The organism is Actinomadura opuntiae, from assembly GCF_030283205.1.
Classification (GTDB): domain Bacteria; phylum Actinomycetota; class Actinomycetes; order Streptosporangiales; family Streptosporangiaceae; genus Spirillospora.
The window spans coordinates 96,790-117,865 of the sequence record NZ_JASNWF010000009.1 but is presented as its reverse complement, the minus strand read 5'-3'; the positions used below and the strand labels follow the sequence as shown (position 1 = coordinate 117,865).

Genomic DNA, 21,076 nt, shown 5'->3' with positions numbered 1-21,076 from the left:
TTCTCGTACGGGCCGCCCCGCCGGTGCCGGGCGGCTGCGACCGGTTGCGGCTGCTCGGGTGGACACCACGGTTTCCTGGGGGCGAGGGGACAGGGTTGCTCACAGGCACGATACAGACAAGCACCGCCCCACGTCACAGGCCGAGCGTCCCCGATCAGCGGGGACGCGGGCCCGGACGCGCGGGGCGGTCAGCCGGCCCTGCCGTAGACGGTGACCTCGCCGAGCGACGCCCGCAGGGCGGGCGGCAGCTCGGTGAACCACACGACGACGTACCGGCCGTGCGCGGCGGTGCTCGGGGTGAGGGTGAAGGAGCCGGCGCCGCTGGTCTTCTCCGCAACCGGGGACAGCCCGGTTGCGCTCTCCTGGTCGCCGACCCGCAGCTGGACGGTGGCGCCGGCGCCGGCCCCGGCGACCTCCACCTTCGTCACCTTGACCGCGCGCCCCATGTCGAGCAGGACGCCGAGGCCCTTCTCCAGATTGCCGAACTTGGTGTTGGTGTAGTGCTGGGAGTGCCAGACGGACTTCGGCGACCCGTCGATGAGGGCGTCGGTGTCCTTGTCGATCTGCTCGTCGTGGCCGCCCATCCAGACGTCCTCGACGGCGCGGGTTCCCTGGGCCTGGAGTTTGGTGGTGGCCGGCTTGGGGGGCGTCGACTTCTGGCTCTGCTTCGCCTGCGGGTTCTTGCCGTCGTTGTCGTCGCCGGACCCGCCGCCGGACAGCGCCCAGGCGCCGAGGCCGACGATGACGGTGAGCGCGGCGGCGGCGACGCCGAGCAGCGCCCGGTTGGCGGGCTTGCGGGCGGCCGACGACACGGTCGTGCCGCCCGGGGGCGGCGTCGGCGGCGGGGTCTCGTGCCGGGCGCGCGGCGGCGGGACCTGCGCCTGCCGGCCGCGCCTGTCCTGCCCGCGCCGGCCGTGCCCGGGCCGGCCGAGCCCGGGCTGCCCGTGCGCGGCCAGGCCGTGCGCGGGCGGTTCCTGGGCGGCGGGCTGGTGCGGCTGCGGCGTCGTGGCCGTCGAGCCGGCTCCGGGGCTCTTGGGCGCCGGACGCGGGGACGGCGCGGCGTTGCCGAGGCCCGCGAACAGCGGCAGCGGGGTGCGCGGCACCCCGCGCAGCGCCTTCGCCAGGTCGGCGGGCTCGGCGAGCGGCTCGGCGGCGCCGATGCCGAGGCAGCGGCACACGATCGCGTCGACCGCGTGCGAGATGCCGGCCTGGACCTGGCGCGGCGCCTCCGGCACGCCGTCGGCGGCGGGCGCGGCGGGCAGCTCGGAGGCGTCCTCGTCGCCGGGCCAGTGCGCGGTCAGCGCCGCGTACAGCATCCGGCCGAGGCCGCGGACGTCCTCGGCGGCGGGGTCGTCGCAGTACCGGTCGCACAGCACCGCGTCGGTGGCGACGCCGAGCAGCTTGACGGTGCCGCCGGTCGTCCAGACGAGGTCGCGGGGGGACAGGCACAGGTGCGCGAGCCCGGCCGCGTGTGCGGCGGCGATCGCCTCGGCGGCCTCGTACAGCAGGGTCGCGGCCCGGCCCGGCTCCAGCGGCGCCTTGGCGAGCATCTGCTCCAGCGTCTCGCCGGTCACCCACTCGCTGACCACGTAGGCGCTCTCGCCGCTGTCGTCGGCGTCGAAGACCTGCGTGACGCGGGGGTCGGTGAGGCGGCTCGCGGCGCGGGCGGAGGTGACGGCCTCGCCGACGCGGGGGAACTCGGGGTCGAAGGTGCGGACGGCGACGGCCCTGGCCAGGATCTCGTCGATGGCCTTCCAGAGCGAGGACCCGCCCGAGTCGCTGATGCGCTCCTCGAGCCGGTAGCGGCCGGCGAGACGCGTGCCGGGTTCGATCACTGACGTGCTCACGGCAACGTCCTGCGCAGGTGGTCAGATCCCATGTTCGTGGCGTGGCAGCTTACGCCTCCGACCCTCCTCTTTGCGTTCCCCAGGGTGTCAGCCCGCAAGCCGTAGTCCCCCACATGGTAGTGGTTCGAACACGGGAATGGCGGCGTGATCCGGGCGCGTCCCCCTCACTTTGCCACGACTTACCGGTGACCGCCCGGCAACCTGCGCGCGAACGTGCCGATCAGCTGCTGGACCTCGTCGACGCGGAGCAGCTTGGCGAACACCAGGTACAGCAGCCCGCCGCCGCCCGCGCCCACGATCAGGGCGGCCAGCGCGGGGATCAGGGTGTCGGTGCCGAGCGCGGCGTCGGCGACGGCGTGCACCGCGTAGGCGAACCCGATCAGCGGCCACACCGCGATCAGCAGTTTCAGGTGGCCGCCGGCGATGCGGCGGCCGTCGATGCCGCCGAGCTTGCGGCGCAGCACCAGCCAGCACACCAGCGTGCCGACGATGTTGGTGATCGCGTACCCGCCGGCGATGCCGACCACGATCCACTTGACGCCGAGGACGTTGTAGGCGGCGAACGCCAGGACGATGTTGGACGTGACGGAGACGACGCCGACGAGCGCGGGCGTGCGCGTGTCGCCGAAGGAGTAGAAGACCCGCAGCATCAGCTGGTAGGTGGAGAACGGCACCAGCGCGATCGCGAACATCTGCATCACGCGGGCGATCACCAGCGCGTCCGACGACGAGGTGTTGCCGTGCGCGAACAGCACCGTGGTGATCTCCGGGCCGAGCACCAGCATCAGCGCCGCCGCCGGCATGATGATCACCGAGGAGAGGCGCAGCCCGCTGGAGAACGCCGCCCGCACGTCGGCGGTCTTGCCCTCGGCGGCGAACCGGCTCATCCGGGGCAGCAGCGCGGTGATCACCGACACGCTGACGATCGCGTACGGCAGCTGGAACAGCTGGTAGGCGTTGAAGTACGGGGTGTACCCGTAGCTGTCGCCGAGGTGCTGCTTGTGGCCGAGGTCGCCGGCGCTGTTGGCGAGGGCGGTGACGACGGCGAGGCCGATCTGCGTGGCGACGACGTACATCAGCGTCCAGCCCGCCATGCGGCCGACCTGGCTGATCTCGCCGCGCTTGAAGTCCAGGCGGGGCCGCCACCGGAACCCGACGCGGCGCAGCGACGGCCACAGCGCGACCGTCTGCAGGACGATGCCGCCGGTGGTGCCGACCGCCAGCACCATGAACTCGGTGTCGGTGATGGTGCCCGGGCTGGGCTTGCCGGACACCAGCGCCAGGAACACGCCGCCGATCGCGATCACGACGATGTTGTTCAGGATCGGCGCCCACATGGGCGCGGCGAAGCTGCCGCGCGTGTTGAGGATCGCGCCCGCGAACGCGCCGACGCCGTAGAAGAAGATCTGCGGCAGGAAGAACTCGGCGAACAGGACCGCGATGTGCCGCTGGTCGCCGGTGTAGCTGCCCGCCAGCACGTTGATGAACAGCGGCGCGGCGAGCACCGCGACGACCGTCAGCGCGGCGAGGCCGATCACCGCGAGCGTGAACACGCGCTGCTCGTACTGCTCGCCGTAGGCGCGGTCGCGTTCCTTCGCGCGCACCAGCAGCGGGACGATGACGCTGGTCAGGATGCCGCCGAGCAGCAGGTCGTAGACCTGGTTCGGGATCGTGTTGGCGGTGTTGTAGGCGTTGGCCAGCTGGCCGATGCCGAGCGCGGCGACGATGACCGCGGTGCGCAGGAAGCCGGTGACGCGCGAGACGAGCGTCCCCACCGCCATGATCGCGCCGGAGCGGAGGATGCCGCCGGACGCGGCCTCGCCGCCCTCCGGGCCGGTGCCACCGCCCGGGGGAGGCGCGATGTCGACGGCCGTCTCGCCCAGGGCGTCGGCCCCGCCGGGAAGCGGCAGGTCAATCGCCGTCTCGGCGGCGATGTTCGCCGCGACCGGCGGCCTGCCCGTCGGCGGCGGGCCCGGTTGGCCCGGGTTCGCGGGCACCGGACGGCCCTGCGGGTGCTGTGGGTGCTGCGGGGCCGGGGGCCGCTGACGGTGCGCCTGCCGCGGATCCTGCGGGGGCTGTGGGGCCGGAGGTCGCGGGCCCGGCGCCGGGTAGCCCTGGTTCGGCGAACGGCCCGGTTGCTCCGGGTAGCCCTGCGGCGCCGGATAGCCCTGAGGCGGACGTCCCTGCGGTGGACGGCCCTGAGGAGGGGGTCCCTGCGGTGGACGTCCCTGGGGCGAACGGCCCGGCGGCGGAGGTCCCTGAGGGCGAGGTCCCCGAGGGGGAGGTCCCTGAGGGGGAGGTCCCTGCGGAGGCGGTCCCTGAGGGGGAGGTCCCTGAGGGGGCGGGCCTTGCGGCGGAGGGCCCTGCGGCGGAGGGCCCTGCGAGGGAGGCCCCTGCGGCGGGCGGCCCTGCGGGCGGTATCCCGGACCCTGGGAACCCGGACCCTGGGAACCCGGACCCTGGGAACCCGGGGCCGGGGAATCCGCTCCCCGGTTCTCCGGTCGCTGCTGGTCCCATTCCGGTCGACCCGTCACCGGCTGCCTCCGCTTTCCGGCGGCGCCTTGCTCTGATGGCCCGCACTCCGACGCCCACGAAGAGTACGGCAAGTCCGCCACCGGTGATGAGCAGGGAGAGCCGCCCGTACCCCGTGGTGCGGACCGTGATGGTGTCGGTGCTGAAGACCCTGCCCGATCCCGCGTCCCGCAACTCCAGCCGGACGTCGAAGTTGCCGTTGCCGGACGCCTGCGCGGCGACCCAGCGCTGCACCTGCTCCCCCGGGTGCAGCTCGATGACCGCGTCCTCCCGGTCGAGCGGGCGCAGCTGCAGCTTGGCGCTGTTCACCGACGTCGCGACGAGCCGCACCTTGACCGACTGGCCGTGCAGCGTGTTGCGGACCGTCACCGGCAGCCGGCCGGAGCTGCCCGCCATGTTCGTCCGCTTGTTCTTGGTGGTGACGATGTGGACCTGCGCCATCTCGTGGTCCACCTCGTCCGACAGCTCGACCCTGGCGTGCCGAGCGCGGGCCGGGGCGGTCCGCCAGGCCGCCGACTGCACGCGCAGCAGGGCGCGCTCGTAGGAGATGCCGATCGGCTCCACCATGATCGACCGGAAGCGGCCGACGCGGCGCGCGATGGCCGTGACCTCCTCGAGGTAGGCGCCGCCCAGCTCGTACTTCTGGTAGTCGTCGTTGTAGGCGCGCAGGACCCGGGTCTGCGGGTGCATCGACTCCATCTTGCCGAGCGGCGTCTCGCGCAGCCAGGTCGCGCCGCGGGTGTAGTTCAGCAGGTCGTCGGCGAGCCCGGGGGCGGGGTTCCACTGCCGGTCGGGGGCGATGACGAGGGTGCGCTGGACGTAGGGCGCCTCGCCGGCGATCACCGCGGTCTCGGCGAGGAACCGCTGCTCGGTCAGCACCTTGCCGCCGGCGGTCCGGGAGTTGGCGCTGACGATGTCGTTGAGCGCCGAGTCGTAGATCAGCGTCTTGCGGGTGCCCTGGTGGGCGGTCTGGATCGCGCTGGTCGCGTTCGCCGGGACGCCCTGGGGCAGGTCACCGAACTGGAGGTCGCTCATCAGGAACGCCCCGCCGCCGTTGAGGCCGTACCTGGCGAGCGCGTCGAGCGTGTCGGGGCCGGCGACTCCGTACGGCGGCCACGCGTAGTGCGCGTCCGGGGCGCGCCCGAGGGCCTTCTGGGCGATGGCGCCGGTGTTGCTCTGGTCGTACGCGGTGCGGATCGTCCCGGTCATCTTGTAGCGGGCCAGCGCCACGGCGTCGGGGTCGGCATACGGGAGGGTGAAGAACGGGTCGCCCTTCATGGCGTTCTGCAGGGCCGTCAGCCAGGCGGACGCGGCGGTGCTCTTCTTCACGGTCTTGCTGGCCGACTTCCCCCCCGGCGTGAGGACGCGGTGGTCGTGCGCCGCCATCTGCTGGACGTCGTCGAGCAGCGCGGGGTCGATCGCCCAGGTGACCGGCGTCTTGGGGTTGGCGGACGCCGCGGCGACCAGGTCGTTGAGCCGCCCGGCGCCCGTCAGCTCCTGGTCCAGCCGGTCGTCGAGGAAGATCGAGTCGCTGGTGCGGTGCTGCTGGTCGGCGAGCGGCAGCACCCAGCCGACGGCGACGGGCTTGAACTGCGTCCGCTTCGGCATGAAGGTCACGAAGGTGGTCACGCCGCCGACGACCTGCTGGGCGGAGTTCAGCACCTCGACGCCCACCGGGTACACGCCGGGCGTGCCGTTCGTCGGGACCAGCTGCATCTTGCCGACCGCGACCTTGAGCTCCCAGTCCTGCTTGCCGCCCGCGGCGCCGGCCAGCGGGATCGGCTTGGTCAGGCCCGGGACGGGGAGCTGGTTCGCGGTCATCTCGGAGTACTGCTCGAGCTGGCTGCGGTTGCCGATCGGCTGCCGGCCGTAGCGCAGCCGCAGGCTGACGCCGGCGATCTGGTGCCCGGACCGGTTCTGCGCGGTGCCCCGGATGTCGAGCGTCGAGTTCGCTTTCAGGGGCTTCGGGGTGACCTTGGTCAGCGCGAGGCCCACCTGGCTGCGGGAATGCCCGAGGTCGGGGTTCCGGGCCGTGCCGGGCGCGGCGGCGGCGGGCTGGGCCGCCTCGGGCAGCACCGCCCCGGTGAGTGCGGCCTGGTCGGGCAGGGCCGCCTCGGTGAGTGCGGCCCCGGTGGGCGCCTCCGTGCCGGGCGCGGCCGCGAAGGCGGGCCCGGCCCCCACCGCGAGCCAGGGCAGCACGGCGGCCAGCGCGACCGCCCGTTTCACGGTCCTCACGCCGTGTCCGCTCTCACGCCGTGCCTGCTCTCACGCCGTGTCCGCCCGCCTGTCCGCCCGCCTGTCCGCCCGCGAATCCGCCCGATGGCCGCCCGGCGCAGGGTCCGCCTCGGGACGGGCGTCGTTTTCCCGCACCACGGCCTCGATGGTAGTCGGCACGGGCCGGGCGCCGGACTTCCGACGCGGATCAGCCCACCGGATGGCGCGGCTCGGGCCGGTCCGGGCGGTTCCGGCGGCCCGCGGGACCGCGGCCGGACTCGCGCGCGGGCCGGGGCGCGGGCGCCGGGACGCCCGGCGCGGCGGCCAGTTCCACGGGTTTCGCCTGGCACAGCGCGTACAGGTCGTGGCCGCGGATGCCGAGCGCGGTGGACGGCTCGCCGGTCGGGGTGTAGACGACGTCGGCGGCGGCCAGGCCGTCCACGAGCCGCTGGTCGATCAGCAGCGGCATCGACTCGGGGAGCAGCAGCGGGCACACCAGTCCCGCCGCGTACGCGGTGACGGTGTTGACCAGGTCGGCGCGGGCCGGGCGGGCGTGCCGGGCGCCGACGGCGCGCCGGACCGTCTCACCGGACGGCCGGTCCCCCGCCGGGACGACCACCCCCGCCAGGAAGCGCCGCCCCCCGTAGGCGTCGTCGCAGGCGAAGACGCGCGTCACCAGGCACCGGTCCGCCGGGAGGCCGAGCGCCTTGGGCAGCTCGTCGGCGTGGGCGATGCCGATGGGCAGCCGGACGATCTCGTGCACGGCCTCCCATTCGAGCAGCGCGCGGTGGATGGTGAGGGCGTCCTTCATGATGTGGCTCCGTCCCGCGGGGAACTCCCCGCACATCCCCGTGCCGGTCTCCCTGTGCCCCCGTGCGTCGCATTCCGTGGGGTCCCCCCACATACCCGTGGTGTCCGGTTCAACACCCGCCGAGCGGCGGGGCGGGCCGCCCGATGCGCCGGAGCCGCAGGTGCGGCGGACCGCGGGCCCCGGGGATCCCGCTACCGTGGTGCGTACGGGAGGCTCACCGGCGGTCGCGCTGGCGTCATCGGGGGTGTCCAGAACGTAACCCGGGGCTCGCGCCATGTGAAGGGCCGGCGCCCGCCGAAAGTCCTTTGTCAGCCCGCACACCAAGGAAATACGCTCGATGGCCGTGCTCGACCAGGTGCCCGACGACAACGAGAACCCCAGCGCCTCCGCGCGGCGCAGGACCGCGATCGCGGAGCTGCTGCGCCGGATAGCGCCGGTCGCCGACGGGCTCGGCGAGCGGTTCGCCGCCGCGGGGCACGAGCTGGCGCTGGTCGGCGGGCCCGTCCGGGACGCGCTGCTGCGCCGGCCGTCCAAGGACGTCGACCTGACGACCGACGCGCCGCCGGAGCGGATCCTGGAGATCATCAAGGGCTGGGCGGACAACGTCTGGACGATCGGCATCGAGTTCGGCACGGTCGGGCTGCGCAAGGACGGCCACGAGCTGGAGATCACCACCTACCGCAGCGAGTCCTACGACCCGAAGTCGCGCAAGCCGGCGGTGTCGTACGGCACCTCCCTGGTGGAGGACCTGCGCCGCCGCGACTTCGCGGTGAACGCGATGGCGGCGCGGCTGCCCGGGTACGAGTTCGTCGACCCGTTCGGCGGCCTCGCCGACCTGCAGCGCCAGGTGCTGCGGACGCCCGGCCGGCCGGAGGACTCCTTCAGCGACGACCCGCTGCGGATGATGCGGGCCGCCCGGTTCGCCGCGCAACTCGGCTTCACCGTCGCGCCCGACGTCGTCCAGGCGATGAAGGACATGGCCGGCCGGATCGAGATCGTGTCCGCCGAGCGGGTGCGCGACGAGCTGTCCAAGCTGGTCTGCGGGCAGTACCCGCGGGAGGGCCTGGCGCTGCTGGTCGACACGGGCCTCGCCGCGCACGTGCTGCCGGAGCTGCCGATGCTGCGGTTGGAGATCGACGAGCACCACCGGCACAAGGACGTCTACGAGCACTCGCTGATCGTGCTGGAGCAGGCGATCGCGCAGGAGAAGGAAGGGCCCGACCTCGTCCTGCGGCTGGCGGCGCTGCTGCACGACATCGGCAAGCCGAAGACCCGCCGGTTCGAGGCGGGCGGCCGGGTGTCGTTCCACCACCACGAGGTCGTCGGCGCGAAGATGACCCGCAAGCGGCTGGCCGCGCTGCGCTACCCGAAGGACGTCGTGGCGGACGTGTCCCGCCTGGTGGAGCTGCACCTGCGGTTCCACGGCTACGGCACCGGCGAGTGGACGGACTCGGCCGTCCGCCGGTACGTGCGGGACGCCGGGCCGCTGCTCGACCGGCTGCACAAGCTGACCCGCGCCGACTGCACCACCCGCAACAAGCGCAAGGCCGACCGGCTCCGCCGCACCTACGACGACCTGGAGGCGCGGATCGAGCGGCTCGCCGAGGAGGAGGAGCTCGCCGCGATCCGGCCCGAGATCGACGGCAACGAGATCCAGGCGATCCTCGGGATCAGGCCGGGGCCGCTCGTCGGCAAGGCGTACCGGTTCCTCCTGGAGCTGCGCCTCGACCAGGGCATGATCGGTAAGGAGGCCGCCGAGCGGGAGTTGCGCCGCTGGGCCGCCGAGGAGGGGATCGAGCCCGAGGAGTCCGAATCTCCCGAGGGGGGACGACCCCCCACACCCCCCGGGCCGACTGCGTCGGAGTCGTGATGATCCCGCTGCAGCTGGGCCGGATGAGCCCCGCCGAGGCCGAGCGGATGCTGGCGTTCGACCGCGAGCACATCTGGCACCCGTACGCGCCGATGCCCGCGACGGCGCCGGTCCAGCCGGTCGTGTCGGCCGACGGGGTGCGGCTCACCCTCGCCGACGGCACCGAGCTGATCGACGGGATGTCGTCGTGGTGGGCGGCGATCCACGGCTACAACCACCCGAAGCTGAACGCGGCCGTCACCGGACAGCTCGGCAAGATGGCGCACGTCATGTTCGGCGGGCTCACCCATCCGCCGGCCGTGCGGCTCGCGGAGCGGCTCGTCGAGCTGACGCCCGAGCCGCTCACCAAGGTGTTCTTCGCCGACTCGGGGTCCGTCGCCGTCGAGGTCGCGATCAAGATGGCGATGCAGTACTGGCGGTCGCAGGGGCGGCCCGAACGGCACCGGCTGCTGACCGTCCGCGGCGGCTACCACGGCGACACCTTCGGCGACATGGCCGTCTGCGACCCCGTCAACGGCATGCACCACCTGTTCAGCGATGTCCTCGCCCGGCACGTGTTCGCGCCGGTGCCGCCGTCCGGCTACACCGCCGACCCCGACCGGGCCTACATCGACGAGGTCGCCAAGCTCGCCGCCGAGCACGCTCACGAGCTCGCCGGGATCATCGCCGAGCCGATCGTCCAGGGCGCGGGCGGCATGCGCTTCTACGCGCCCGAGTACCTGCGCGCCCTCCGCGACATCGCCGACGAGCACGGCCTGCTGCTCGTCCTGGACGAGATCGCCACCGGGTTCGGCCGGACGGGCGAGCTGTGGGGCTGCGACCACGCCGAGGTCGTCCCCGACATCATGTGCGTCGGCAAGGCGCTGACCGGCGGATACATGACGATGGCGGCGACGCTGTGCACCGACCGGGTCGCCCACGGCATCACCTCGGGCGATGCGGGCGCGCTCATGCACGGGCCGACGTTCATGGCCAACCCCCTCGCCGCGGCCGTGGCGTCCGCGTCCATCGACCTGCTGCTGTCGCGCGACTGGCGGGACGAGGTCGACACCATCGAGGCCGTCCTGACCAGCGAACTCGCCGGCGCCGAGGAGCTGCCCGGGGTCGCCGACGTGCGGGTCCTCGGCGCGATCGGCGTGGTCGAGGCGCGGGAGCCCGTCGACATGACCGCCGTCCAGGAGCTCGCGATGGCGCACGGCGTCTGGCTGCGCCCGTTCGGGAAGCTGATCTACACGATGCCGCCGTACGTCTGCACGGAGGACGAGGTCGGCCACATCGGCGCCGCCCTCTACGCGATCGCCGAATCCCTCTGAGCCCCGGCCGGGATAACGGCCGGGAAACACGCGATCATGTTGCATCTCCTTCCACCGCATTCACTGCTGTGGAGGGAGATGCAGGATGGCCGTGAACCGACGTTCCGCGCTCGGGCTGATGGGAGCCGTGCCGCTCGCCGCGGGCGGATGGCTGAGGACCACCGGGACGGCGAGCGCCGACGGCCCCGCGGGCCGGGAGCTGCGGCCCGGCGGCGAGTTCGACCGGTTCATCGCGCAGCAGGCCGCCGAGGACCGGTTCTCCGGGACGGTCCTGCTCGCGAACCGCGGGCGCACCGTCCTGTCCCGTTCCTACGGGATAGCGGACAAGGAGCGCTCGATCCGCAACCGGCCGGGCACCGTCTTCGCGCTCGGCTCGATCAGCAAGGTCTTCGTCGGCGTGGCGGTCGCGCAACTGGCGGAGGCGGGGAAGATCGCCTACGACGGGAAGCTGGGCGCCTACCTCGACGGCTTCCCCGCCGAGGTCGCCGACCGCGTCACCGTGCACCAGATGCTCACCCACACCTCCGGCATGGGCGACTACCACCAGGAGAACCCCGAGTATCCGCACCTCCAGGACACCTGGACCAGCGCGGACCAGGTCATGGACGGGACCATGGCGCTCATCCGCAAGAACGGGCTGCACTCCACCCCCGGAACGGCCTACCTGTACAGCAACTCGGCCTTCGTCGTGCTCGGCGCGATCGTGGCGAAGGTGTCCGGCCTGTCGTACTACGACTACGTCCGCCGCCACATCTTCGGTAAGGCGGGCATGACCGCCTCGGATTTCTACACCCGGCCGCAGGGGCTGAACGACCGGCGCATCGCCCGCCCCTACACCACCACCTCCTCAGGGCAGCGCGAGGACGTGGCCGGCGAGCGCGACTTCCTGGGCCTGCCCGACGGCGGCGCCTTCGCCACCGCCGCGGACCTGATGCGCTTCACCGCGGCCCTCAACGGCCACAGGCTCCTCGGCCGCGCCTACACCGAACTCATCACCACGCCGAAGGTGCCCTTGGGCACGCTGCCGCCCAAAGGCGACAAGCCCGCGAAGACGGCGTTCGCGGGCTACGGGCCCGACAGCACGCTCGTGAACGGGCAGCGGATCCTCGGCCACAACGGCGGCTCCCAGGGCGTCGACACCGCCTGGTACACCTACCCGTACTCGGGATGGACCACGGTCATCCTCTGCAACTACGACGGGCAGACCAGCGCGCCGATCGCATCACTCCTGGAGAAGCTGATCCTCGCGCAGCACTGACCGTGCCGAGCGCCTAGTCCCGCGCGGGGACGGCCTTGGGGCCGCGGACCGTCGCCGTCCAGAACGCGGCCGCCCCCGCCGCGTACGCGACGACCACCGCGACCACCGTCATCGGGGCGACGCCGTCCGGCGGCAGCCAGGTCGCCGCCATGGCGGCCGCCGCCGCGAACGTCGTGTTGAACAGCATGTCGTACACCGAGAACACCCGTCCCCGGTAGGCGTCGTCGATCGTCTCCTGCAACGTGGTGTCGACGCACAGCTTCACGCCCTGCGACACGACCCCGAGCAAGAACGCGCCCACCAGCCACGCCGGCTCGGAGAACGGCAGCCCGAGCAGCAGCATCCCCGCCGCCGTCGCGGCGAGCTGCACGGCGATCCACGCCGGCTTGCTGATCCGCCGCACCACCGGCGGCGTCACGATCGCCGCCGCGAAGTACCCCGCCCCCGACACCCCGAGCATCAGCGCCAGCGTCGCCAGCCCCTCGTCGGCGTCGTCGGAGAAGTGGCCGCGGCACAGCAGCAGCGTCATCATCAGGATGATCCCGTACATGAACCGGTGATACGAGATCGCGGCCAGCGCGAGCGCCGCCTGCCGCCGCCGCGCGATGTGCCGCGCACCGTCGGCGAGGCCGTTGAGCACCGCGCCCAGCGCGTCCCGCACCCGCGGCGCGTCCGGGCCCGCAGCGCGGCCCGCCAGCGCCTCGGCCTCCGCCGGATACGGGCCGAGCAGCCCGCGCGGCAGCAGCGTCGCGATCGCCCCGGCGGCCAGGTACATCCCGGCGCCCGACGCCAGGATCAGCGCCGAGCCGTGCTGCCCGCCGCCGAACGCGGCGCGCAGCAGGTAGCCCGCGCCGCCGCCCACGAAGGCGATCACCGTCCCGCTCGTCACCGAGAACGCGTTCGCCGTCACCAGATGCTCGCGCCGCACCACGTGCGGCAGCGCCGCCGAAAGCGCCGACAGGAAGAACCGGTTGACCCCCAGCACGATCAGCACCGCCAGGAAGAAGCCCGGTCCGTCGCGTCCCGCCGCGACCAGCCCCGCCACGACCAGTACCACCATCGCCCGCAGCACCGGCGTCCACACCAGGATCTGCCGCCGCTGCCACCGGTCGATGAACACCCCGGCGAACGGCCCGAGCGCCGAGTACGGCAGCAGCGTCACCGCGAACGCCGCCGCGGCCCTGCCGGCCGTCGCCTGCCGCTCGGGCGAGAAGAACACGTAACCGGCCAGCGCGACCTGGAACACCCCGTCGGTGAGCTGGGACGTCAACCGGGTCGCGTACAGGCGGCGGAAGTCCCGCCCGCGCACGATCCCGCCCAGCTCACCCGCTTTCACCGGATCAAAGTACCCGCTGCCGCCGCGCGGGAGGCGCTCCCGCGCCGCCGCGCCCGGCCGTCAGGACAGCCACAGGCGGGTGTAGTCGTAGCCGGCGGCGATCGGGACGAAGCGGGCGCCGTGGACGCGGGAGGAGCGGAAGAGCGTGGTGGCGCGGTCGATCAGCGGGACGATCGCGGCGTCCGCCATGATCAGCTGGTCGGCGCGCTGCCAGTAGCCAGCCGCGTGGTCGGCGTCGGACGCGGTGAGCGCGCCGTCGATCAGCGCGTTGACCTGCGGGTTGTTGTAGCCGCCGTAGTCGGTGGAGTTCTGCCCGTAGGAGCGGCCGTCGAACAGCGGCTGGATGATCGAGCGGCCGTTGTTGCCGTACCAGTCGGGGGTCCAGCCCGGGGCGGCGATGTCCCACTGGCCCTCGCGGGCGCGGGCGGGCGTCGCGATGGTGCTGGAGTAGAACGAGCCGCCGGTGTCGGGTGCGAGCTTCGTGGCGACGCCGCAGGCGGAGAGGTTCGCCGCGATGGACTGGGCGATGAGCTTGTGGACGCTGTTGGTGCGGTACGGGAACCGCAGCGTGAGCTTGCGGTGCCCGGTCTTGGCCAGCAGCTGGCGGCACTTGCCCGGGTCGCCGGACTCGTTGGGCGTCGGGTAGGGGTCGGCGGCGGCGTAGCCGGAGTTGCCGGGCGGGATCACCGTGTGCAGCGGCTTGGCCACCAGCGGACCGCCGACGATCTTGATGAGGGCGCTGCGGTCGACCGCGTACTCCAGCGCCTGCCGGACGGCCCGGTCGCCGAGCGCGCCGCCGTTGTTCGGGCTGTGCAGGTTGAACACCAGGTAGGGGCTGCTGTTCGGGGTCTCCAGGACGGCGAAGCGCGGATCGTCGCGCAGCCGCGGGATCGCCGAGGTCGGGACGGGCTGGTCCCACGCGAGGTCGGCGGCGCCCTGCTCGATCTGCTGCTGGACGTTCTCCGGCGAGTCCTGGCCGAGGGTGATCTGGATCCGCTCCACGTGCCGCTCGCGGATCGGGTCGCTGTCCTGCCGCCAGGCGGGGTTGCGCGTCAGCAGGTAGGAGATCCCCGGCCGGTACTCGGCGATGCGGTACGGGCCGTCGGAGATCATGTGCTGCCGGAAGGCGGGGCTGTCGGGCACGTAGGCGTCGTACTCGCGCGGCGCGGCGGCGGTGAACGGCAGCGCCAGCAGGTTCAGGAAGTCGCTGGCGGGGCGCTTCAGCGTGAACACCAGCGTCCGGTCGTCCTTGGCGCGGACGCCGGCGATCTGGTGGGCGCGCTGGTAGCCGGCGATCGCCCTGGCGTCCTTGGCGTCCACGCCGGCGAAGCCGCGGCAGAAGCCGTCCATGCCCTTGATCGTGGAGATGTAGTAGCCCTTGCCGGCGGACGGCGACGCCGGGTTGCACAGGCGCTGGAACCCGCGGACGAAGTCCTGCGCGGTCACCGCGCGGGGCGGCGAGGTGCTCCACGCGACGCCGTCGCGCAGCCGGATCGTGTAGGTGCGCCCGTCCTTGCCGATGTCGCCGTTCTCCCTGCTGGGCAGCCGCGCCGCGGCGTCGGCCCGGACGGGGATCGTCTCGGCGAAGTCGTTGGACGCGCGGGTCGCGAACAGCGTCCGGGCGAACGTGCGGGCGAGCCCGTACCCGCCGACGCTGGCGACCGAGGCGGTGTCCAGGTGCTCGACGTCGGACGAGCCGACGACCCGGAGCGTGTCGCCGTCGCGGGGCGGGCCGTCCGCGGAGGCGCCGCCGCCTCCGCCGCCGCACGCGGCCAGCCCGACCGCGAGCCCGGCGATGCCCGCCGTCACCTTGATCACCTCGCGCGCCATCTCGTCCTCCAGTCCGGCACTCGGCAGCTGGTGTGCGATAACCGGCGGTGTCACAGTAGGGCCAGAGCGTGACAAAGAGCCGCTACATCACCGTTTTCTGTAGAGAAGTAAGGACGCCCTGACAGCGGGATGTCCACTGTCAGGGCGTCCTACGAGAGCATTGTGACGAGACTCTCAGCACGCGCGAGGCGCTCGGACCGTCCGCGGACGACTCAGCGGTCGACCTCGCCGGCGATGAACTTCTCGACGGCCTGGCGGGCCTGGTCGTCGTTGTACTGCTCCGGCGGCGACTTCATGAAGTAGGAGCTGGCCGACAGGATCGGGCCGCCGATGCCGCGGTCCTTGGCGATCTTCGCGGCGCGCACCGCGTCGATGATCACGCCGGCGGAGTTCGGGGAGTCCCAGACCTCCAGCTTGTACTCCAGGTTCAGCGGGGTGTCGCCGAAGGACTTGCCCTCCAGGCGGACGTAGGCCCACTTGCGGTCGTCCAGCCACGGCACGTGGTCCGACGGGCCGATGTGCACGTCGGCCTTGGCCATCTCGTGCGGGATCTGCGAGGTGACCGACTGCGTCTTGGAGATCTTCTTGGACTGGAGCCGCTTGCGCTCCAGCATGTTCATGAAGTCCATGTTGCCGCCGAAGTTGAGCTGGTACGTGCGCAGCAGCTCGACGCCGCGGTCCTCGAACAGCTTGGCCATGACGCGGTGCGTGATGGTCGCGCCGACCTGCGACTTGATGTCGTCGCCGACGATCGGGACGCCCGCGTCGGTGAACTTCTGCGCCCACTCGGGGTCGGAGGCGATGAACACCGGCAGCGCGTTGACGAACGCGACCTTGGCGTCGATGGCGCACTGGGCGTAGAAGCGGTCGGCCTCCTCCGAGCCCACCGGCAGGTAGGACACGAGGACGTCGACCCGCGCGTCCTTCAGCGCCTGCACCACGTCGACCGGCTCGGCGTCGGACTCCTCGATGATGTCGAGGTAGTACTCGCCGAGGCCGTCGAAGGTGTGGCCGCGCTGGACGGTGACGCCGGTCGGCGGCACGTCGGCGAACTTGATCGTGTTGTTCTCGCTGGCGTGGATGGCCTCGGACAGGTCCATCCCGACCTTCTTGGCGTCGACGTCGAACGCGGCGACGAACTCGACGTCGCCCACGTGGTAGTCGCCGAACTGCACGTGCATGAGGCCGGGGACCCGCGTCTCGGGGCTCGCGTTCCTGTAGAACTCGACACCCTGGACGAGCGAAGAGGCGCAGTTGCCCACACCCACGATGGCTACGCGCACGGAACCCATCCGATTGCTCCTTAACTCTCTTGCGGTTGCGATCCTCGCCCGCCCCGGAGGGCGAACGCCACCACTGGCGGGACCTGAGGTGGAGTTCACCCGTCCCAGGTGGGGCCGCTCCTCAGCGGCCCTTGTCCCGAGGCATGTCCTTGTTGCTTTCGAAAGACCTTGCTTGCTGTTCCTGCTCGGCCCGCTCGCGGCCGATGAGCTCGTTGAGCCACCGGACCTCGCGCTCGACCGACTCCAGCCCGTGGTTCTGCAGCTCCAGGGTGTAGGAGTCGACCCGTTCCCGGGTGCGGCCGAGGGCGGCGCGGACGCTCTCCAGGCGTTCCTCGAGCCGGCTGCGCCGGCCTTCGAGGATCCGCAGCCGGACGTCGGCGCGGGTGTGCGAGAAGAAGGCGAAGTGCACGCCGAACCCCTCGTCCTCCCAGGACGCCGGACCGGCCTCGGTCAGGAGGTTCTGGAGCCGCTCCTTGCCGTCGGCGGTGAGCTTGTAAACGATCTTCGACCGGCGGCTCTGCAGTGCCAGCGTCGCGTTCGGCTCCTCCGGCCGGTCCTCGACGATCAGCCCGTTGGCCAGGAGCTGCTTGAGGCACGGATAGAGGGTCCCGTACGAGAAGGCGCGGAACATGCCGAGCAGGGCGTTGAGCCGCTTGCGCAGCTCGTAGCCGTGCATGGGGGACTCGTGCAGCAGGCCGAGCACGGCGAGCTCGAGCACGCCCGCACCCTTCCTGGTCGCCATCGCGAGTCCCTCCGCAGAGTCGTATGTCTCCGTTCGATGTATCGAGTGAATGTATCGACTCGATACATCGCAAAGATACGTACCCGGTCGCATCCTGGCAAGCCGACCGCCGAATCCGGGCGTGCGGAAGCGGCCGCGGACGAGCCGCGGAGGGCCGCGAATACGGCGAATCCAGGGTGTATGTGGCGGAAGTGTGTCAAAGTTGCGGCTGGAACCATCGGCCGTGCCCTGCCCCCGGCCGCGGGGCGGTGCGCCTCGTGCGGTGAACACGAGAGGAGGATCCACCGACGACCGGGCGCCTGACCAGCCGGAACGGTACCCCGCCAAGCACCGTGCTCCCCCCGCTCACCAGCCCGCACAGTAATCTTCGGACGGCGCACGAGCCGCCGGCCGGCCCGGAGGCCCCCTCCGGACCCCGGTGGACCGCCGCCGTCGTCCCCTGTTGATGAGGTCGCGTGAGTAATCCAAGCCAGCCCCGACCGGAGTCCGGGTCGCCAGGGCCGGGCGGGCACCAGATCCCCCGTCTCGGCCGCACCGGCGAACCGGAGGTCCCGGACGCCCGCAGCCGTGCCGGCGACGCCGGCGGGCCCCCGTCGCCTCCCCCGGGCGCGCCCGGCCAGAGCCCCGGGCCCCTCGGCTCCCCGCCGCCTCCCGTGGACGCCTCGGGGATCAGACTCGACGCGACCGCCGTCTTCGGACCCCCGCCCGGCTCCGCCGGCCCGCCGGACGCGTCGGCTCCGCAGCCGCCCGCCCGCCCGGACTCCGGCCCGGCCGAGCAGCAGAGCCCCGGCGCGAGCGGGCCGCCGAGCCCGCGGCTGAGCCCGCAGCCGGGCGCCGCCTTCCTGCCGGACGACCCGCTCGGCTCCCCCTCCTTCACGGGCGGGCCGGCCGCGGACGCGCGCGCGCACGCGCCGAAGCACGCCTCCGGCCCGGGCAACGCGGCTCCCTCTTCCGGCGGGACCGGCGACTTCGGCGGAGACCCCCTGGGCCAGGGGCCGCTCGCGCGTCCCGCCTCGTCCGGCCCCGGAGCGCCGTCCGGCGAGGCGAAGCCGCCGCCGGCGGACGACCCCGGGCCCCTCACCATGCCCGACCTCCACGGCGCCGCGGCCCCGCCGCCCGCGCCGGGTATGCCCGGCTCCCCTGCCAACTCCCCGATGCATGGCCCCGCAGGCCCCGGCCCCATGGCCCAACCCGGCCCCGGCGGTCCTGGTGGTCCCGGCGGCTTCGGGCCTGGTGGCCCCGGTGGTCCCGGAGGCTCGGCAGGGCCCGGCGGCCAGGGCGGACCGAATGGTCCCGGTGGCTACGGCGGGCCGGGCAGGCCGAACGGTGCCGGTGGGCCGATGGGCCCCGGTCCGCAAGGCGGGCCCGGAATGCCAGGCGGCTTCGGGGCGCCGGCCGGGTTCAACTCCCCGGGCGTGCCCGGTGGGGCCGGTGCCGCGGGCGGCCCGGTGGCCGGTGCGCTGGGCGCGGTCAGCGGGGTGCTGGCCAAGTTCCGCAGCGGCGGCTCGTCCGGCGGTCCCGGCGGACCGGGCGGACCGGGCGGACCTGGTGGTCCCGGCGGCCCCGGCGGGCCCGGCGGGCCCGGGCGCGGGCCGGGGAAGCGGAGCCTCGTCGATCATCTGCGGTCCCGCACCACGGGATGGCGGCGGTTCCTGCCGTCCTGGAAGGTCGTGACCGGGGTCCTCCTCCTCGGCGTCGCCGGCTTCGTCACCATGGTCGGGGTGGCCTACGCGAACACGCCGACGCCGCAGGAGCCCACGGTGGCGGGCGTCGAGGACCAGGCGTCGATCTTCTACTACACCGACGGCACCGAGATCGGCCGGATCGGCAAGAAGCGGCAGAGCGTCGAGCTGAAGCAGGTGCCGCCGTTCGTGCAGGACGCGGTGCTCGCGGCGGAGAACCGCAGCTTCCGCAGCGACCCCGGGTTCTCGGTCAAGGGCACGGCGCGCGCGGTGTGGGTGAACGTGACCGGCGGCCACGGCGGCGGGTCCACGATCACCCAGCAGCTGGCGAAGAACTACTACTCCGACCCGAACAACCGGACGATGAGCCGGAAGTTCAAGGAGCTGTTCATCGCGGTGAAGCTGGACAAGAGCCGCTCCAAGGACGAGATCCTCAAGCTGTACCTGAACACGATCTACTTCGGCCGCGACACCTACGGCATCCAGGCCGCGTCCCGCGAGTACTTCGGCGTCGACGTGTGGCGGCTCAAGCCGGACCAGGCGGCCCTGCTCGGCGGCATGATCCAGGACGCGAACCGGGACCCGGCCGAGAAGGCCAACCGGGCGTACGTGACCGGCCGGTACCAGTACACGCTCAAGGGCATGGTCTCGATGGGCAAGCTGTCGAAGGCCGACGCCGACAGGTACATGCAGCACCTGCCGAAGGTGAAGGAGGCCGGCACCGGCGACCAGCTGTACGGCGGGCAGCGCGGCTACATGCTGATGCGGGCCAAGGAGGAGCTGCGCCGGCAGCACATCGACCAGAAGGAGCTGACGACCAAGGGCCTGCGCGTCTACACGACGTTCGACCGCAAGCGGATGGCGATGGCCAGGAAGGCCGCCGAGCACACCGTCGCGCAGGTGAACCCGAAGAAGCTGGCGAAGAAGGGCATCCGCGTCGGGCTGGTGTCGGTGAACACCGCCAACGGCGAGGTCATCGCGTTCTACGGCGGGCCGGACTACCTGGACCAGGCGTTCGACAACGTGTGGAAGGGGTCGGCGCAGGCGGGGTCGGCGATGAAGCCGTACGTGCTGGCGACGGCGCTGAAGCAGAACTACAGCCTCAAGAGCATGGTCGAGGGCAGGTCGAAGGTCCCGATCGACCCGAACACCGGGAACGCCGTCCCGAAGGGGACGCCGGGCGCGGTCGAGGTGCCGAACAGCCACAACGTGGCGCCGGCCGTCGACCTCGTCACGGCGCTGAAGGAGTCGGTGAACACCGCGTTCATCCAGCTGATCGCCAAGGTCGGCGTGCCGGAGACGATCAAGACGGCGGAGGACGCGGGCGTCTCCCCCGACCTGCTCGATCCGTACCGCAAGCAGCTCAACCTGGCGCTCGGCGTGAACAGCATCCGGCCGGTCGAGCAGGCGGCGGGCTACCAGGCGTTCGCCAACGGCGGGGTGTACCACGAGCCGCACGTCATCAAGATCGTCAAGCAGAGCGACAACCGGACGGTCCGGCTGAGGCCGACGGTCAAGACGCACCGGGTGTTCGACGCGAAGGTCGCGGCGGACGCGACGTACGCGCTCCAGCAGGTCGTCAAGAGCGGTACGGCGACGGCGGCGGCGCTGCCGGACGGCCGTCCCGCGGCGGGCAAGACCGGGACGACCGACCGGAACGTGTCGTCGTGGTTCATCGGGTTCGTCCCGCAGGTGTCGACCGCGGTGACGATGTACAACGACGAGGTCGGGCCCGACCACCAGAAGAAGTCGGTGGTCCTGCCGCAGATCGGCGAGGTCGAGGGCGGGACGATCCCGGCCCGGATCTGGCGCTCCTACATGGCGCAGGCGACCCGGGGGATGGACATCGAGCCGTTCCCGAACCCGGTGTGGGGCGGCATCGTGCAGAAGTGGGCGAAGCTGCCGCCCAAGAAGAAGAAGCACGACGACAGGCCGCCGTGGTGCAACACCCCCATCGGCAAGTACGACCCGCGCTGCAAGGGCGGCGGCGACGGGGGCGGCGGCCACGGCAACGGCCAGCCGTGCCAGACGCCGTTCCAGACGAACTGCGACCCGAACAAGCCGCCGAGCAACCCCCCGCCGCCCTGGTGGTGCACGATCCACCGGGGCGACCCCGCCTGCCGCAAGGTGCGGGGCGGCGGCGGCAACCGGCCGAACGGCGCGGCGGTGACGCCGCTGCTCCCGCTCGTGAGACCGCCCGAATGAACCGGCCGCGCATGGACCGGCCGTGCGGAGATCGGCGCGCGAACCGGCCGCGGATGAACCGGCGGGGCCGTCCGCGTACGTATTCATGGCCGACGGCCGGGCCCCGTCCGCAGGGAGGCGGGACCCGGTCCGCCCCGGCCGTGCCCACCGAGC

Annotated in this window: 12 protein-coding genes; 4 read left to right on the top strand and 8 right to left on the bottom strand. The window is 72.6% G+C overall.

What is annotated here, in order from left to right; all coding sequences use genetic code 11:
- Positions 1-188 precede the first annotated feature (188 nt).
- From QP089_RS20730 to QP089_RS20715, 4 genes are all read right to left on the bottom strand, one after another.
- Positions 189-1,847, bottom strand: a complete 1,659-nt coding sequence (locus QP089_RS20730; protein WP_285913370.1) for an AMP-binding protein — start codon at positions 1,845-1,847, stop codon at positions 189-191.
- Positions 1,848-2,026: 179 nt separating this feature from the next.
- Positions 2,027-3,844, bottom strand: coding sequence for a murein biosynthesis integral membrane protein MurJ (gene murJ, locus QP089_RS20725; RefSeq protein ID WP_285913369.1), 1,818 nt, complete (start codon positions 3,842-3,844; stop codon positions 2,027-2,029).
- Positions 3,759-6,614 (bottom strand): DUF6049 family protein, encoded by a 2,856-nt coding sequence (locus QP089_RS20720; protein ID WP_285913368.1) that lies wholly within the window; start codon positions 6,612-6,614, stop codon positions 3,759-3,761. The genes murJ and QP089_RS20720 overlap by 86 nt, the downstream gene beginning before the upstream one ends.
- A 187-nt stretch (positions 6,615-6,801) precedes the next feature.
- Positions 6,802-7,404, bottom strand: a complete 603-nt coding sequence (locus QP089_RS20715) for an aminoacyl-tRNA deacylase (RefSeq protein ID WP_285913367.1) — start codon at positions 7,402-7,404, stop codon at positions 6,802-6,804.
- Between the two features lie 337 nt (positions 7,405-7,741).
- Here QP089_RS20715 and QP089_RS20710 point away from each other — a divergent pair, with 337 nt between their 5' ends.
- The 3 genes from QP089_RS20710 to QP089_RS20700 all read left to right on the top strand — a co-directional run bounded on the left by QP089_RS20710 (position 7,742) and on the right by QP089_RS20700 (position 11,845).
- The gene (locus tag QP089_RS20710) at positions 7,742-9,274 is read left to right on the top strand and encodes a CCA tRNA nucleotidyltransferase (protein ID WP_285913366.1); all 1,533 of its coding nucleotides are present in this window, start codon (positions 7,742-7,744) and stop codon (positions 9,272-9,274) included.
- Positions 9,274-10,587, top strand: a complete 1,314-nt coding sequence (bioA, locus tag QP089_RS20705; protein ID WP_285913365.1) for an adenosylmethionine--8-amino-7-oxononanoate transaminase — start codon at positions 9,274-9,276, stop codon at positions 10,585-10,587. Before QP089_RS20710 ends, bioA begins: the two co-directional genes overlap by 1 nt.
- 91 nt (positions 10,588-10,678) lie before the next feature.
- On the top strand, positions 10,679-11,845 hold the full coding sequence (locus QP089_RS20700; RefSeq protein WP_285913364.1) for a serine hydrolase domain-containing protein: 1,167 nt from the start codon (positions 10,679-10,681) through the stop codon (positions 11,843-11,845).
- A 13-nt stretch (positions 11,846-11,858) separates the two neighbouring features.
- Here the strand turns inward: QP089_RS20700 and QP089_RS20695 are convergent, their stop codons facing one another.
- The 4 genes from QP089_RS20695 to QP089_RS20680 form a co-directional block, all read right to left on the bottom strand.
- Positions 11,859-13,181, bottom strand: a complete 1,323-nt coding sequence (locus QP089_RS20695; RefSeq protein WP_285913363.1) for an MFS transporter — start codon at positions 13,179-13,181, stop codon at positions 11,859-11,861.
- A gap of 60 nt (positions 13,182-13,241) precedes the next feature.
- Entirely contained in the window at positions 13,242-15,011 is a 1,770-nt protein-coding gene (locus QP089_RS20690) for an ABC transporter substrate-binding protein (protein WP_285913362.1), read from the bottom strand.
- Between the two features lie 212 nt (positions 15,012-15,223).
- Positions 15,224-16,303 (bottom strand): inositol-3-phosphate synthase, encoded by a 1,080-nt coding sequence (locus tag QP089_RS20685; protein WP_285913361.1) that lies wholly within the window; start codon positions 16,301-16,303, stop codon positions 15,224-15,226.
- A 112-nt stretch (positions 16,304-16,415) separates the two neighbouring features.
- Positions 16,416-17,036 carry a PadR family transcriptional regulator gene (locus QP089_RS20680; protein ID WP_285913360.1) on the bottom strand — a complete coding sequence of 207 codons (621 nt, stop codon included), beginning with the start codon at positions 17,034-17,036 and terminating at the stop codon, positions 16,416-16,418.
- A gap of 1,370 nt (positions 17,037-18,406) precedes the next feature.
- Here QP089_RS20680 and QP089_RS20675 point away from each other — a divergent pair.
- The gene (locus tag QP089_RS20675; RefSeq protein WP_285913359.1) at positions 18,407-20,923 is read left to right on the top strand and encodes a transglycosylase domain-containing protein; all 2,517 of its coding nucleotides are present in this window, start codon (positions 18,407-18,409) and stop codon (positions 20,921-20,923) included.
- Positions 20,924-21,076: the final 153 nt, after the last annotated feature.